16 protein-coding genes are annotated in these 15,330 nt (G+C 44.4%); 8 read left to right on the top strand and 8 right to left on the bottom strand.

Annotated elements, in window-relative coordinates; genetic code table 11:
• Positions 1 to 7 precede the first annotated feature (7 nt).
• The 7 genes from flhA to C9J12_RS15865 are packed head-to-tail and all read right to left on the bottom strand — an operon-like array spanning position 8 to position 6,299.
• A complete protein-coding gene (flhA, locus tag C9J12_RS15895; protein ID WP_107243611.1) occupies positions 8 to 2,110 on the bottom strand; it encodes a flagellar biosynthesis protein FlhA in 2,103 nt (700 codons plus the stop codon).
• Positions 2,111 to 2,126: 16 nt separating this feature from the next.
• Positions 2,127 to 3,254, bottom strand: coding sequence for a flagellar biosynthesis protein FlhB (gene flhB, locus C9J12_RS15890; protein WP_011216849.1), 1,128 nt, complete (start codon positions 3,252 to 3,254; stop codon positions 2,127 to 2,129).
• A complete protein-coding gene (fliR, locus tag C9J12_RS15885; protein WP_107243610.1) occupies positions 3,251 to 4,030 on the bottom strand; it encodes a flagellar biosynthetic protein FliR in 780 nt (259 codons plus the stop codon). The genes flhB and fliR overlap by 4 nt, the downstream gene beginning before the upstream one ends.
• A 4-nt stretch (positions 4,031 to 4,034) precedes the next feature.
• The gene (fliQ, locus tag C9J12_RS15880) at positions 4,035 to 4,304 is read right to left on the bottom strand and encodes a flagellar biosynthesis protein FliQ (protein WP_107243609.1); all 270 of its coding nucleotides are present in this window, start codon (positions 4,302 to 4,304) and stop codon (positions 4,035 to 4,037) included.
• Positions 4,305 to 4,306: 2 nt separating this feature from the next.
• Positions 4,307 to 5,035, bottom strand: a complete 729-nt coding sequence (gene fliP / locus C9J12_RS15875) for a flagellar type III secretion system pore protein FliP (protein WP_107243608.1) — start codon at positions 5,033 to 5,035, stop codon at positions 4,307 to 4,309.
• Complete coding sequence (gene fliN, locus C9J12_RS15870) at positions 5,035 to 5,397, bottom strand: flagellar motor switch protein FliN (protein ID WP_107243607.1); 363 nt, start codon at positions 5,395 to 5,397, stop codon at positions 5,035 to 5,037. The genes fliP and fliN overlap by 1 nt, the downstream gene beginning before the upstream one ends.
• Before the next feature lie 11 nt (positions 5,398 to 5,408).
• Positions 5,409 to 6,299: a FliM/FliN family flagellar motor switch protein gene (locus C9J12_RS15865; RefSeq protein ID WP_107243606.1), complete on the bottom strand. Its 891-nt coding sequence runs from the start codon at positions 6,297 to 6,299 to the stop codon at positions 5,409 to 5,411.
• A gap of 699 nt (positions 6,300 to 6,998) precedes the next feature.
• Here C9J12_RS15865 and C9J12_RS15860 point away from each other — a divergent pair.
• Genes C9J12_RS15860 through C9J12_RS15825 form a run of 8 tightly spaced genes read left to right on the top strand, consistent with a single transcriptional unit; the run spans position 6,999 to position 14,840 of the window.
• Positions 6,999 to 7,874: a MotY family protein gene (locus C9J12_RS15860; RefSeq protein ID WP_107243605.1), complete on the top strand. Its 876-nt coding sequence runs from the start codon at positions 6,999 to 7,001 to the stop codon at positions 7,872 to 7,874.
• Complete coding sequence (locus C9J12_RS15855; RefSeq protein WP_227876380.1) at positions 7,871 to 9,310, top strand: sigma-54 dependent transcriptional regulator; 1,440 nt, start codon at positions 7,871 to 7,873, stop codon at positions 9,308 to 9,310. Before C9J12_RS15860 ends, C9J12_RS15855 begins: the two co-directional genes overlap by 4 nt.
• A gap of 20 nt (positions 9,311 to 9,330) precedes the next feature.
• Positions 9,331 to 9,675, top strand: coding sequence for a flagellar hook-basal body complex protein FliE (gene fliE / locus C9J12_RS15850; RefSeq protein ID WP_107243604.1), 345 nt, complete (start codon positions 9,331 to 9,333; stop codon positions 9,673 to 9,675).
• Between the two features lie 13 nt (positions 9,676 to 9,688).
• Positions 9,689 to 11,371, top strand: a complete 1,683-nt coding sequence (fliF, locus tag C9J12_RS15845) for a flagellar basal-body MS-ring/collar protein FliF (RefSeq protein WP_107243603.1) — start codon at positions 9,689 to 9,691, stop codon at positions 11,369 to 11,371.
• On the top strand, positions 11,358 to 12,365 hold the full coding sequence (gene fliG, locus C9J12_RS15840; protein ID WP_107243602.1) for a flagellar motor switch protein FliG: 1,008 nt from the start codon (positions 11,358 to 11,360) through the stop codon (positions 12,363 to 12,365). Before fliF ends, fliG begins: the two co-directional genes overlap by 14 nt.
• 2 nt (positions 12,366 to 12,367) lie before the next feature.
• Positions 12,368 to 13,069 (top strand): flagellar assembly protein FliH, encoded by a 702-nt coding sequence (fliH, locus tag C9J12_RS15835; protein ID WP_227876379.1) that lies wholly within the window; start codon positions 12,368 to 12,370, stop codon positions 13,067 to 13,069.
• Positions 13,062 to 14,402: a flagellar protein export ATPase FliI gene (gene fliI / locus C9J12_RS15830; RefSeq protein ID WP_107243601.1), complete on the top strand. Its 1,341-nt coding sequence runs from the start codon at positions 13,062 to 13,064 to the stop codon at positions 14,400 to 14,402. Before fliH ends, fliI begins: the two co-directional genes overlap by 8 nt.
• A 3-nt stretch (positions 14,403 to 14,405) precedes the next feature.
• Positions 14,406 to 14,840, top strand: a complete 435-nt coding sequence (locus tag C9J12_RS15825) for a flagellar FliJ family protein (protein WP_107243600.1) — start codon at positions 14,406 to 14,408, stop codon at positions 14,838 to 14,840.
• A gap of 36 nt (positions 14,841 to 14,876) precedes the next feature.
• Here C9J12_RS15825 and flgN read toward each other — a convergent pair whose 3' ends face one another.
• On the bottom strand, positions 14,877 to 15,311 hold the full coding sequence (gene flgN, locus C9J12_RS15820; RefSeq protein WP_107243599.1) for a flagellar export chaperone FlgN: 435 nt from the start codon (positions 15,309 to 15,311) through the stop codon (positions 14,877 to 14,879).
• Between the last annotated feature and the right edge of the window lie 19 nt (positions 15,312 to 15,330).

The raw sequence follows: 15,330 nt of genomic DNA, 5'->3' as shown, positions 1-15,330 counted from the left end.
TCTGGGGTTATCCCATATTACCCACTACAGCTACGCCTCTGTCATCAGGAATTTCATTAAACGATAAGACCTGCAGACCACGCGCACAGACCCTTGAATAACGGGCTAGCAGTGGGCGCAATTGTGGCAACACCAATAAGATTGGGGTGTGGCCATTAATGCGCATGTTGTCTAACACTTCAGGTAAGCTGCGTTGTAATTTATCAATCACCGTTGGCTCTAAGGCAAAGCCGTCTAACTGGACGTGTCCTCCTGATTGTGCTTGGCTTAATGCCCCTAGTAGCATATTTTCTAATTCCGAAGAAAGAGTAACGGCAGGGACTTCGGTTTTCATGCCAATTAAATTATTGAGCAGTACGCGGCGTAAAATACAACGCACATCTGCGGCTAATAGAATTGGATCTTTGGATAGTTCTGCTGACTCGACCATTGAATTTGCAATGCTGACGATGTCAGACAGTGATACGCCATCAACTGTTAACTGACGGAATACACGCAGTAATTGTTGAGGGGTCAATTTTTGTTGCAGATCATCAGCTAACTTACTGTTCAGTGTCGCAAGGCGTTCAATAATCCCCGCGACTTCTTCGGGGCTAAGAATATCTTCAATGTAATCATTAATTACCTTGCTGACATGGGTCGAGATAATGGTTGCATGATCAACCACGGTATAGCCGAGATTTACCGCTTTGTCTTTTTCTTGCGCCGCTATCCAGACTGCTTCCATGCCATAAGCCGGGTCTTTGGTGAGAATACCATCGACATTGCCGTACACTTGGCCGGGGTTAATTGCCAGTAGGCGATCTATTTCAAGCTCGGCCTGGACAATCGTCGCGCCTCTCACTGCAATTTGGTACTGGCTTGCTTCTAACGCCAGATCATCTTTGACATGAATTTTCGGGATCACAAAGCCACGTTGTTCGGTTAATGTCTTACGGATACCTACTAAGCGGCTTAGCAGCTCAGCCCCCTGACGGCGATCAATTAAACTTACTAAGCGAAAACCGACATTTAAGCTCAAGGCATGAATGAGGGGAATATCACTAACAATCAGTTCTTTATTTTCTGGTTGGCCGTGTTGCTCAACAATCTCTTCGGCGCGGACTAGGTCATCGTCATTATCTGTTGAGTGTTCTTTTTTTGTCATTCGCCAGCCAGTAAAAGCAACTGCGGCAGAAAAACATAAGAATGCGAGGTGGGGCATGCCTGGGATTAAACCCAGGATTAACATGATGCCCGCTACTACAAACAGCACGACTGGCGATGCTAGCATCTGCTTACTGATTTGCTGTGACAGGTCGTTACTGTCAGTGACGCGGGTAACAATGATTGCAGCCGCTGTTGCCAATAACAATGATGGGATCTGGGCGACAAGACCATCACCAATGGTTAATAACGCATAGGTTTGGAAGGCGTCAGAAAATGATAGTCCGTATTCGAACACACCAATGCTGATACCACCGATGATGTTAATAAACAGGATCAGCATCCCGGCAATGGCATCACCTCGAACAAACTTTGACGCACCATCCATCGAACCATAGAAATCGGCTTCTTGTGCAACATCTTCGCGGCGTTGTTTAGCTTGAAGGTGATCGATAATACCGGCATTTAAGTCCGCATCGATGGCCATCTGTTTACCTGGCATCGCATCAAGAGTAAAGCGGGCACTTACTTCGGAAATACGCTCTCCACCTTTGGTAACCACTACAAAGTTAATGATAATCAAGATGACAAAGACCACCATACCGACAACATAGTTACCGCCGATCACCACATCACCAAAGGCTTGGATCACTTTACCAGCAGCATCACCCCCGTTCTGACCGTTCAACAAAACCACACGGGTAGAGGCAACGTTCAGTGCCAGACGTAGCAAGGTTGCAATCAGCAAGATGCTCGGGAATACCGAGAAATCAAGCGATCGCTTACTGTATACGCTGACCAGCATCACGAGCAGTGAAAGTACGATATTGAAGGTAAACAACATATCCAGCACCAGCGGTGGGATAGGCAGCATGATCATCGCCAAGATGATCATAAGGACCAGTGGGATCCCCAGTTGTCCTTTAGCTAATAGCGTTAGTAGTGGGGCTAGTTTCTGTTTCATTGATGCTCAGTTCCAATTAGCGGTGCAATTCTTTGGGAATCGAGACCTGTGGGAATTCAGGTTTACTAGGTTGTCGACCCTGCTTGTATTGTTCCATCTGAAAGACAAAAGTCAGTATATGGGCAACGGCGACATATAAGGGGGCTGGAATTTCCTGCCATTCATTTGTCGAATAATAAACAGCACGTGTCAGAGCCGGAATTTCGACTATCGGGCAATTGTGATGACGGGCAATCTTTCGCATCTCCAGTGCCATCTGATCGGTTCCTTTAGCCAAAACAAAAGGGGCGCTGGCTTTATCTAAATCGTATTTTAAAGCAATAGCATAATGGGTCGGGTTAGTGATCACTACGTCTGCTTGCGGCACGGTTTTATGCATTTGCCGTTGCGACATTTGTTGCTGTAGCTGTCTGATCTTGGCTTTGACCTCAGGCTTACCTTCGCTGTTTTTATGTTCTTCTTTTACTTCCTGCTTAGTCATTTTGAGCTGCTTGGTGTAGTCCCACCCGGCATAAGGCAACTCTAATACTGCAATCAGCAGCAGCGCTAAGCCAAAACTAAATAGCCCCTGCCATAAAATATCGACGGTTTGCAAAATCGCTTCGGTCATCGGTAAGCGTTGCAGGGCAATAATTTGTGTCAGGTGGTTGCTCAGTAACCAATACAAGGTACCGCCAATCAGGCTGACTTTTAGAATGCTTTTAACCAGTTCGACGAGCGATTTGGTAGAAAACATTCTTTTGATCCCCGACAGAGGGTTCAGTTTTGAGAGTTTGGGTTGGGCGGCAGTGACAGAAATATTCCACCCACCCCGAATAATGTTGGCTAAAATAGTGACCAGTAACAGCAGCCCGAAAATGGGACTTATGGTAAATATCATCGATGTTAAACTGAATGATAAATGCTTCAGCATGAACTCAGGTTCAAATGCTGCTTTTTTGGGAAGCGCCAGATTCAAGGTAGCGACTTCGTCGAACATATGCGCCAAATCACTGGAAAAGGCACTTAACAGCAATGCTGCACCTAAGGTCATCAAGGCCGTAACCAACTCTTTTGAGCGCGGAAGGTTACCTTCTTCGCGGGCTTTGCGAAGCTTCTGCTGACTGGGCTGTTCAGTTTTATCTTGGCTACTGTTCTCACTCATGGTTGAACGGCCTCCAAATTCGCCATCATAGCCAATGTTTCACTGCATAACCGAGTGAAGTTTTCCGGAATACTTGAAGTGGTAATGAGCAGGCACATCAGGCCGAGTAGCATGGTCATCGGAAAGCCGAGTGCAAAAACATTTAGCTGAGGGGCGGCGCGGTTCATCATGCCGAAAGCACCGTTCACCAGTAGCATCGCGCATACAGCGGGAAGTGCTAATAGAAAGGCAGCCGCAATCAGCCAGCCTAAGCGCATTACCACGGAATATAGCGCATCTTGGCTCGGCATTTCGCCAACGGGCCACACATTAAAGCTTTGCACTACCACATCGAGTGCCACTAAATGACCATCTAGCGCGAGAAACAACAGCAATATGTAGAGCTGGTAGTATTTGCCAAGTGTTGGAATACTAACGCCATTAATCGGGTCATTGCTCATCGCCATGCCTAGCCCCATTTGCATTGATAATATCTGCCCCATCGTGGTAAACACCCCAAAGAGTAATTCCAGCATTAATCCCATGATGCCACCAATAATCATTTGCTGGACACCCAGTATTAATGCATCTAGCGATAAGGGATCAACACTGGGCATGGGGGGCATTAGGGGGGCTGCGAGAAGGCTGATACAAAATGCCAGTCCGACTCGAACTTGAGTCGGAATGGTTGAGCCACCAAATACTGGCATCATTAGCATGGCGGCACCTAAACGGAAAAAGGGCCACCAGATTTGGCCTAGCCAAGCGGTAAGCTGAGCCGCAGAAACATCAAGCATGTATTTAGCCGATTAGGTGAGGGATGTTTAAAAATAAGCGTGTGAATAGGTCGCTTAGCGTGCGCAATAACCATGGACCGGCAAAGCCGAGCATGGCAAACGTCATCAGCAGGCGAGGCAGAAAACTAAGGGTTTGCTCGTTAATCTGAGTTGCGGCTTGAAAAATACTGACCACCAAGCCAACCAGCAGGCTTGGTATAATTAATACACAAACCATGCTTACGATGATCATTAACGCATCACCAAAAAAAGTCGCGACAAATTCAGAATTCATAATTAGCCAAAGCTCGCACTTAATGTACCCACGGTCATCGACCAACCATCGACCATCACAAACACCATTAGCTTAAACGGCAATGAGATAATCAAGGGTGATAGCATCATCATACCCATTGCCATTAAGACACTGGCAACGACCATATCGATGATCAAAAATGGAATGAATAACATAAAGCCAATTTGAAACGCTGTTTTTAATTCACTTAAAATGAAGGCTGGCATTACGAGCAAGAAGTCTAGGTCATCAACATTGTCTGGTGCTGGTTCATCAGCAATCCGTAATATTTGTTCTAAATCGGTTTCTCGGGTCTGCTGTAGCATAAACTGACGCAATGGCTGTTCAGCAACTTTAGCGGCCTCGAACATCGTCATTTCACCTTTCTGGTAAGGTACAACGGCATTGTCGTAAATGTCGTGGATCACTGGTCGCATAATAAACAGTGATAATGTCAGTGCAATGCCAACCAATACTCGGTTCGGGGGGCTTTGCTGTAAGCCCATCGCTTGGCGCAAGATACCGAGCACAATGATAATACGGGTAAAACTGGTCGTCATCAGCAGCATCGCAGGCAAAAATGCCAGCGCGGTCATAAGTAAGAATATTTGCAGCTTGACGCTATATTCCTCTTGGCCGTTAGGCCCATTGATGGTCAAAAGAGGGAGGTCTTGTGCAAAAGCTGGGTGACTAAATAACAGAAGTGCCAGCAATATTCCGAGCAAGCGCATTACTTGGTTAAACCTTTTAGCATGTCGTTATCATCAACAACACTCACCAAGCGCAGGCCGTATTTATTATTCACAATAACGACTTCAGCGTGACCGAGTAGGGTACCATTCACTTTGACATCCATGGCTTCACCACTGATTTTATCTAACTCGATAACTGTTCCTAAACCGATATTCATCAAATCACCCACCATTAACTCGGTACTGGCTACTTCAAGTGTCAGGTTAACCGGAATATTGCGAATGAAGTTCATGTCTTGTGATGACGTGGCTTCGGGGGCCTGGACTTGGCCCAAAGTACCTAAATCCAGATCATCCAGATCATCCAGATCAAGACTCAAATCATTATTTTTTTCAGACATGTTGGTTCCTACTACTGCTTGATAATGCTTTGAATTTGAAGCACTAAACTTGCGTTATGTTCGGCAATTCGTGCTGTAAATAGCGATGTTTTTCCAGCTCTTACTGTTACTTCATTGGGCAGTTCCACGGGAATAATATCGCCTGTCTTTAAATCCATTACTTTTCCCAGAGCTAAATTACGTTCACATAACGTGGTGGTTAATCGCATCGGAGTTTGACAAATTTTGGTTTGGATCTTTGCTTGAAGCTCCGGGTCTGTTTCTATGTCAGCAGTTTTACATTGTTGATCGCGTAAAAAATCTAACCCGGCAAAGGGTAAGGCGATCTCAAACCAGCCTTTATGACCGCAAACATCAATCGTAAAACGACAAACCTGATACAACTGATTATTTTGCATTGGGTTGCCAAGTCGAAGCGTATTCTTTTCAGTCAAGTGGTTATGCCAGCTGGTAATGCTGTGCCAACCATGTGCAAATTGTTCCAGTGCTAGATTGAAAAAGCGCTCAACTAGACGTAATTCAGTATCACTCATATCATTGTTGCGGCGGATGTTATTACCGTTGCCGCCAAAAAACAGATCAACCATGAAAAACAACAACTCGCCATCAATTGAGACGGTGCCATGTAAATCATGCGGGCTAACCGTAAACTCACGATATAAACAGGGTTTTTTAAGCTGCTGTAAGTAGTCTTGTAATTTTAAGGTGTCTTGTTGATCAAAACTAAACTCGACAGGGTGACGCAAAAGGTGATGAAAAGACTGTCGTGCAGAACGTTCAAATTGCTTGCAAACATTGTCGATGATCGCTTGTAATGCACCAATGCGATGTTCAGGACTTGCGAGATCAAAATCACGGACCTCTGTCTGCTCAAGGTTTGAAATGATTTTGCTCTTTTTCATCATGACCTTATTTTAAATAATGAGTTTAAATAATAAAAATATGGAATCAGCATCACGTGAAACCTATGGCTATTATTAACTGTATACAATTTTAAATTGAGTGTAATTCAACCGATGTAATTGTAAGCAACACTGAGGTTGATATTAATAGCGTTATTTAGAATTGTAGTTGTTATTAATTTTTTGACTTAATTGCATATGTTTTTGTAAAAAGACATTGTCTAAAAAACAAGAAAATATGTAACTGATGACTAATATAATTCATTATAAGCCACATGATGCGGGCGAGACTACCTTTTGACCACTAGGTTTGTCAATCCAAATGTGCCATTATATAAACCGTCAAAATATTATCATATTTAGCTATATATCCACCTCATTATATTGACGCTTGACATATTGTTATAGATGGTTTCTTATTCAGCTAAATAATAAGAGTGAAAAAGCCGCACTATTAGCAATTAACAATATTAACAATATTAACAATATTAACAATAATGGCAATTTCACCCCCCTATTTCGTATGTTTTTTATTCTAATATGTTTTATTTTTTCGTTTTGAGATGACATATAAACATCATCAAAAATAATGACTAATTAATTGAAGTTATTAATTGATCGCTCTGTCGTAATTAGATTTGCTCAAAATAAAAAACAGCGTTTTACAGTTTTCTATTGTTGACTAAGGCTTTGAATATAATGGTTATAAAAAGCATTATTACATTATTGGTACTGGTTGTTTCTTGTACCGTATGTGCAGGTGATAATGTTTGGATATCACCATTGGATAGTAGTACTTGGGTGTTTTTCGGCAGTAAAACGGAGTGTGTTATCTCTCATGATGTCGAGGGTTTTGGTGTTGTTAAAATAATCGCCGAAGCAGGAGTGGGTACACGCTTAGAAATAATATCGAAAGAACTAAAAAATCTAACAGATGATCATTCTGTTGATTCAATGCCAGCATACTGGGCTGTTGAAAAAGTAAACAATATTAACTATCAAGGTAATGTGTCTTTTTCTTTGTTGACCAGCGAGCTTGTTTTTAATAACGCTGATGAAGTTTTTGAGCGTTTAGATCAAGGCGAATGGATTAAAATTGGTCTTAATGGACACGGTCAAAAAAATGACACTGTTGTTATTTCTAATGTGAATTTTGAATTACCAGCAAAACGATTTCTATCGTGTAAGGACGATTTGATATTACTCAATTATCAGCAGGTTAGATCTTCTGAATTTTATTACCCATCAGGTTCAACGTTAGTTTCTAAATTAGATATTAGAACGGCATATGGTATAGCTGAGTATGTGAAAGTTATTCGGTCAATTAAGAAAGTCTTGATTGATGGTTATTCAGACAGCCAAGGACGATCGACGGTGAATTTACGAATTTCACGTGAGCGGGCTGAAGAAATGGCTGCACTCCTTATTGAATTTGGTGTTCCCCAGAAAATGATTCAAATTCGCTCTCATGGCGATCGTTATCCAATCGCTGATAACGCGTTAGCTGATGGGCGAAAGAAAAATCGACGTGTCACGGTACGTTTAATCAAGAACTCTGCGGCAGGTGTACAATGATAAATGAGTGGCAAGTATTGATGTTTCAACCGCAAAACCTTGCGCTTGAACAAGCGTTATCAACGGGGAAAGCAAAGGGTTACCATTTAACTCGCACGACCAACGTGTTCGATTGCCTGAATTTGGTGGCTCAAAAAGAGTGGGACTTATTGCTCTTACCGGCTAGTTTGAGTGACGGTACTGAAGCCGCTGACATGATTAAATTGTTTCAGCGTCATGGGTATCATGGCGCAGTTGTCGTGCTGTCTGAACTTCAAGATGTTGCGGAAGTTACTCGAGCCTTGCAACAAGGAGCGATGGATTACCTGTTGATCCCTTTTGGTCATACTCATTTAGCGCAACTTGTCCAACGTTTGGTACAGACACAGCAGCAAAAAAATATGGTTGCTGAATCTTGCAAAAGTAAGCAGATGTTTCAATTGGCACAACGTGTTGCACAGACGGATGCCTCTGTTCTGATCACTGGTGAAAGTGGTAGTGGCAAAGAAGTGTTGGCACAGTTCATTCATGACTCATCTCCGCGTGCAGCAGGGCCGTTTATTGCCATCAATTGCGCTGCTATTCCAGAATCTATGATCGAATCAATTTTATTTGGCCATACCAAAGGGGCGTTTACCGGAGCCACTTCAGCACAGGCGGGTAAATTAGAGGTTGCCAATGGCGGTACTCTTTTGCTGGATGAAATCGGTGAGTTGCCACTTGCTCTGCAAACCAAATTATTAAGGGTGTTGCAGGAACGTGAAGTTGAGCGTTTAGGTAGTCATCAAAAAATTAAGCTAGATATCCATGTGTTAGCTGCAACCAATCAAGACTTAGAAAAAGCCATTGCCGCTGGTCGCTTCCGGGCTGATCTGTATTACCGTCTGAATGTTTTTCCTCTTCACTGCGCATCATTGAAAGATCGCCAAGACGACATTATTCCGTTAGCAAATATATTACTTCGTCGTCATATGCCGCCAGGGCAAGCGAGCACGGAGTTTACCAAAGCCGCCCAAAAGGTATTGTGTAGCTACGATTGGCCGGGCAATGTCCGCGAACTGGAAAATGTTATTCAGCGCGCCTTAGTCATGAGCCGCGGTTGTTTGATCCGTGAAGAAGATTTGATGTTACCAACGTTCGAAAATATAACGAGCGAGCCGAGCACCGCTGTTCCGACATCAACCGCATTGAGTGTGGTAAGACCGACTCAAAAATCAACGACTTCTTGTACTAAGCCCGACTTACAAAAAAGCCGTAAGCTTGCTGAATTTGACACTATCATTGAGACTTTGCGTCGTTTTGATGGTCATCGCAGCAAGACGGCAGAAGAGCTGGGCGTATCAACCCGGGCACTACGCTATAAAATTCAAACCATGCGCGAGCAAGGGCTGGATATCGAAAAAATCCTAACGGGGCAAAATGCAAATTTAGTCCCAACAACCTTTAATTTTTCCTAACCGTTATTACGAGAGCTGTCATGCAAGACAATGTGATGAGCATGAATCTGCCATTAAGTCAGATGAGCGAAATTCAAGCGCAAATGAAAACGCTAGAACCTATTCAGATCGCCCCAAACCCAATGACGGTTAATCAAGCGAATTCTGTCAACTTTACTGATGTTATTTCTCAGTCACTCAACAGTGTCGATCTGCAAGGCAAAGAAGCATCAGCTTTAATGACTGCTGTAGATACGGGCAAAAGTGATGATTTGGTTGGTGCGATGGTTGCCAGTCAAAAAGCCAGTATTTCTTTTTCTGCTCTTGTGCAAGTGCGAAATAAGCTGCTGACCGCCTATGACGATGTCATGAAAATGCCAGTTTAACGGGAACGTTTAAGTGACTGAATTAATGAAACAACGGCTGTCGGATATGGCGAGCCCTTCTGCGATGGGACGACTGCTTACGGGCACTCGTCTTATTGTGTTATTAGGCCTTATTGCTGCGTTAGTGACAACCGCGGTAGTGATTGGTTTGTGGCAAGGTAATAGCCAGTACCGTCCATTATATGGCGAACAAGAAAAATTTGACCGTAGCCAGGTGATTTCAGTTCTTGAGCAACAAGGAATGGATTACTACATCGAGCCTCAGCAAGGCAACGTGATGGTTGATCGCGATAGTGTAGGCAAAGCGCGTTTAGCGCTGGCCGCTGCAGGTATTGAAGCCCAATTACCTGCCGGACTTGACATTTTATCGCAAGATTCCAGTTTAGGGACCAGTCAGTTTATTGAAAATGCCCGTTATCGCCATGGTTTAGAAGGCGAGTTGGCATTGAGCATTATGGCATTAGATGCCATTACCAATGTGCGTGTGCACTTGGCTATTCCTAAGAAAACCTTATTTGTGCGCCGAGAGAAAGAGCAGCCATCGGCATCGGTTGTTTTATCGTTAAGTTCGGGGCGTGAACTGACGACCGAGCAAGTGACCGCCATTGTTAATTTAGTGGCAGGCAGTGTGCCTGAACTGAATGCTGAACGCGTGAATGTTATTGATCAGCAAGGCCGGTTATTGTCAGCGGTGATTAACAGCGAGGGTAAGCATAGCCTTAACAGCAGCAGTTATTTGGAATACGTCCAAAAGCTAGAACAAAGCTATATCAAACGTGCGGCGCGCATGCTGCGACCAATGGTGGGTATTGATAACTTCCAAGTGGAAGTGGCTGCCGATATTAATTATGACCGCACTGAAGCAACAGAAGAAAGCTATGCGCCTGATGGTTCGGTTCGCAATGAATTTAGCACAATAGATCGTCGTATCGGTAAAGCGGCCCAAGGTGTGCCCGGTGCATTAAGTAACCGTCCACCGGAGGATGGGGAAGAGGAAGATCCAAATGCCGGTAATGAACGCAGTGAATCATCCCGTGATTACGCCTTAGATCGCGTACTTAAACATACTCTATACCAGCAAGGACAGGTGAAGAGTTTAAGCGTCTCAATCTTATTGAATGGTCAGCCAGATACCTTCCCCCCTGAGCAACTGGCAAACATCAAGCAATTGTTAGCCGATGCGATTGGGATCAATGAAGTCCGTGGCGATCAGTTCAGTGTATTGGTCTACCCATTCACCAAAGCAGAAGCCAACCTATTGGCTGATGAGCCAGTATGGTGGATGCAGTTAATCTGGTTAGATTACTTACGCTATATATTATCTGCCGTAGTGGCATTGGTGATTTTGTTAGTGCTTGTACGTCCAGCGATTCGTCAGCTGTCTGGCAGTAACAAGTCGACAGCATTAACAGCACCCAATGATAAGCTAGCCGCCATCACGGGTGAATCAGTCAGTGAAAATACAGCGCTGAACAATGACATCAGCCCAGAAATTGAAGCTGTACCCGCGACCGAAAAAACAGAAATCACAAGCTTAAGCTCGGTTGTAACGAGTGAAAATTATCTAGAATTGCCAAGCCCTGAAACTGGGTTAGAAGTGCAATCATCTTACCTTCAGATGTTATCTGAAAAAGAACCAGAGCGTGTTGCTCACGTCGTTAAACAATGGATTACGCCCAAAGATGATGACAACTGAGAATAACCTGAACATTGAGCAAGCTGCGATCCTATTGTTGAGTATGGGTGAAAATGCGGCAGCTAATGTCTTAAAACAACTTGATCGCGAGCAAGTGCGCCAACTATCGATTGTTATGGCGGGTATTCCTGCGGTGAAAAAAGATCAGGCTGAACAAGTTTTTCAGCGTTTTTTTACTGACTTTCAAAGTGAATCCGGTATTTCAGGTGCTTCGCGTACCTACCTTGAGCGAACGTTAAACAAGGCGTTAGGTCAATCATTATCTCAGCCATTGCTGGATTCGATCTATGGCGATTCATTGAAGCATAACTTGCAACGTTTGCAGTGGTTAGAGCCTGCAAAATTAGCGGAATTGATCTCCGGTGAACACCCACAGATGCAAGCTGTTTTTCTTGCTTATTTAGATCCTGACGTTGCCACTAATCTGCTGGACAGATTGCCGCCAGAGAACCTTGATGACTTGCTATATCGCTTAGCTAACCTGAAAGAGATTCACCCTAATATGATTGACGAAGTTCATGTCTTATTAGAGAAGTTCTTAGCGCAGGTTGGGCAGCAAAACAGTACGATTGTTGATGGTTCACAGAAAGCGAGTGAAATCATCAACCGCCTGAAAGGTGAGCAAAGCCAGAAAGTAATGACCGGGCTAAAAGTACTTGATCCTGAGTTGGTTGCGAAGCTTGAATCGCAAATGTACAACTTCAGTATATTGGTTCGCCAGTCGGAAGAAACTCTTGAGCGCTTGGTTGAAGAAGTCGATCAAGAACTCTTGGCAACGGCATTGAAAGGTTGTGAGCAAGCGCTGCAAGATAAAATCTTCGCCACCATGCCAAAACGTGCCGCACAATACTTACGTGAAGCAATGGAAGGCAAAGGTCGCGTGCGCCTTAGTGCGGTGGAAGATGCGAGAGAGCAACTTATTGCTGCATTGCGTCAGTTGGCTGAAGCTGGCGAGGTTGAATTACAACTATTTAGCGAACCTGTTGTGGAGTAGTTATGAAAAAATCAGCAATGAATATTATTCATCCGCAATCGGGTCAATATCGCTCATATCATTTTCCACCATTAGTTGAGCCGGAAGAAGATCTATTTGGTGATGAAGGTGGTGGTTCATATCAAGATGAATTTCATAATGGCTTTCAAGAAGGCCAACAAAAAGGTCATGAACAGGGCTATCAAGAAGGATTAGCGCAGGGTCAGCAAGCGGGTCAGCAGCAAGGTATCGAGCAGGGACGCCAGCAAGGTGTTCGTGAAGGTGTCGAGCAAGTCAGGCAGACAATGGGTGGAACAGTGAGCTCAGTAGATGACCTAATGCAGCAGGTTCAGCAGGTATTTCATCAACATGTTCGTCTGCAAAGCGAAATGATTTGTGATTTGGTGCAGAAGGTTGCTCGTCAGGTTATTCGCGCTGAACTGACCTTAAAGCCAAGTCAGATGGTGCATTTAATTGAAGAAACCCTCGCGCAAATGCCAGAGCAAAAACCAGATCTTGTGATTTATCTTAACCCTCAAGATTGCCAACGGTTGGTTGATTTAGTACCTGAGCAAGTTGCAACTTGGAACTTAACGCCAGATGACAGTCTCGCCATCGGTAGTTGCCGTGTGGTGACGAAAGACTCTGAGGCCTTTTCTGATAGTGAAGAGCGTCTAGAGACGTGTATGGATTCAGTTAAAGATAACTTGCTAACTAATGCGTGATTTATTCCAAGAGTTAAATGCTCGCCTATCTTTAGCTGTTGAGCATGTGCCTGATGTGCCTATCGCCCGAACCTACGGGCGATTAACACGCATGGCAGGGTTAACATTGGAAGCGGTTGGTTGCCGTTTATGTACTGGTCAACGTTGTATGATTGAAACCGATCATGGCACCTTAGTGGAAGCTGAAGTGGTTGGTTTTGATCGTAACGCATTGGTATTGATGCCGATCCGCCATACCACTGGGTTACGGCCTGGTAGTCGAGTATTTCCATTACACGGTGACAGCAAAATTAACGTTGGTTATAGCATGCTTGGTCGAGTATTAAATGGCCTAGGTGAGCCATTAGATAGTCGTGGTCCCATTGCTGCCGATCAGCGAATAAATCTGCAAGGTGAAACGATTAACCCATTACAACGTTTGCCTATTTCAACTCAGTTGGATGTTGGCGTCCGTGTCATTAATAGCATGCTCAGCGTCGGCAAAGGCCAGCGAATGGGGTTGTTTGCCGGCAGTGGTGTCGGTAAGAGTGTGCTGCTAGGCATGATGACCCGCAACACCACCGCAGAAATTACCGTGGTTGGGTTAATCGGTGAACGTGGTCGAGAAGTGCGTGAGTTTATTGAGCATTCATTGGGCCCTGAAGGGATGAAGAATGCAGTCGTGATAGCATCGCCTGCCGATGATCCACCATTAATGCGTTTACGTGCTGCAATGCTCTGTCACCGTATTGCCGAGTTTTTTCGCGACCAAGGCCATGATGTGTTGTTGCTAATGGATTCGTTAACCCGTTATGCCCAAGCTCAGCGTGAGATCGCCTTGGCTGTTGGTGAGCCACCAGCAACCAAAGGGTATCCGCCTTCGGTGTTTAGCATGCTGCCTCAGCTTGTTGAGCGTGCGGGTAATGGTGCTACGGAAAAAGGCTCTATTACCGCGTTTTATACCGTGCTATCAGAAGGCGATGATCAGCAAGACCCGATAGCTGATGCCGCTCGAGCCATTTTGGACGGTCATATCGTATTGAATCGTGAATTAGCCGAACAAGGTCATTACCCAGCAATTGATATTGAACAATCAATCAGTCGAGCAATGCCGCAAGTGGTTACTCCTGAGCAGTTACAAAAAGCGCAACAAGTAAAGCAGTTGTATGCCCGTTATCGCCAGGTACAAGACTTGATCTCGCTGGGAGGATACCAGCAAGGGCAAGATCAAAACCTCGATATGGCAGTGCATTACTACCCTGAAATCTGTGGTTTCCTGCAGCAAGGAATGAATGATCGGATACTTCTTGCAGATAGTCAGCAGCAATTAATGCAGCTGATCGGAGGGCAATAACCGATGATGAAGCGAGTCAAAATCGTTCAAAGTTGGCGCGATCAACAGCAGCGACAATTTAACAAATTGCAACAGCAACAGGGACAGATCAATCAGCAAATGAATGCCCATCAACAACGCTTATCGTTGCTGGAAGATTTATCGGGGCAGTATTCTGTCGCCAGTGGTAGTCAGGCTTCGGCTTTATTATTGAAAGGCATAGGTCGTTTCCGGCATCAACTCGATAACCTGACTAACCTTCAACGTCAAGAACTTGCGTTATCGCAGGTTGAATTGCGCAGTATGAATGAGCGCTTGGTCAAGCAGCATTGCCAAGTCCAAATGGGCAATAAGATCATTGATAAGCGGTTAACGAAAATTCAAAATCAGCGTGATAAGCAAGAGCAAAAAGTGCTCGACGAATTATCGATAATCCGCTTCTTTCACCGCCGTTCTTGATCGGTATAGGCAATGCACATGATTCGCACATGCACATTAAATGTTTGGACTATAGCTGTATTGTTGTTGTGGTTTTAGCAGTTTATCCATCATTTGTTTTTGTTGTGCCAATAAACGGCCATTAGCATTATTCTGCTCTTGGCATTGCAGCGTAACGTCATACAGTTGCTGCCATAATTGGCGAGCTTGCTGGCTATATTGGGTAGGTAAAGCGGCGAGTAAACACTTCATTCCTGCGTCATCGGCTGTCATACCTAATGCGATAAGGTGCTCACCACGGTATTGTGCATGGTTATTTAATTGCTGCATTAACAGCTGAAGTTCGACGTTATGCGTTAGCAAGGCCTTACTGTCACGATTTTGTAATAGCAGCTGTTGATGCTTCAGTTGTTGAGCCAGCTGTTGATAGCTTTTCACATCCTGTGCCAGCTCAGTGATAAGTGCTTTAACCAGTTCAGCTTGAGTCGCCATGCATTGTTACCTTTATTAA

It is taken from the genome of Photobacterium frigidiphilum, assembly GCF_003025615.1.
GTDB lineage: Bacteria > Pseudomonadota > Gammaproteobacteria > Enterobacterales > Vibrionaceae > Photobacterium > Photobacterium frigidiphilum.
Note: the sequence above shows the minus strand (reverse complement) of the source record. Positions and strands in the feature narration are given on the sequence as shown.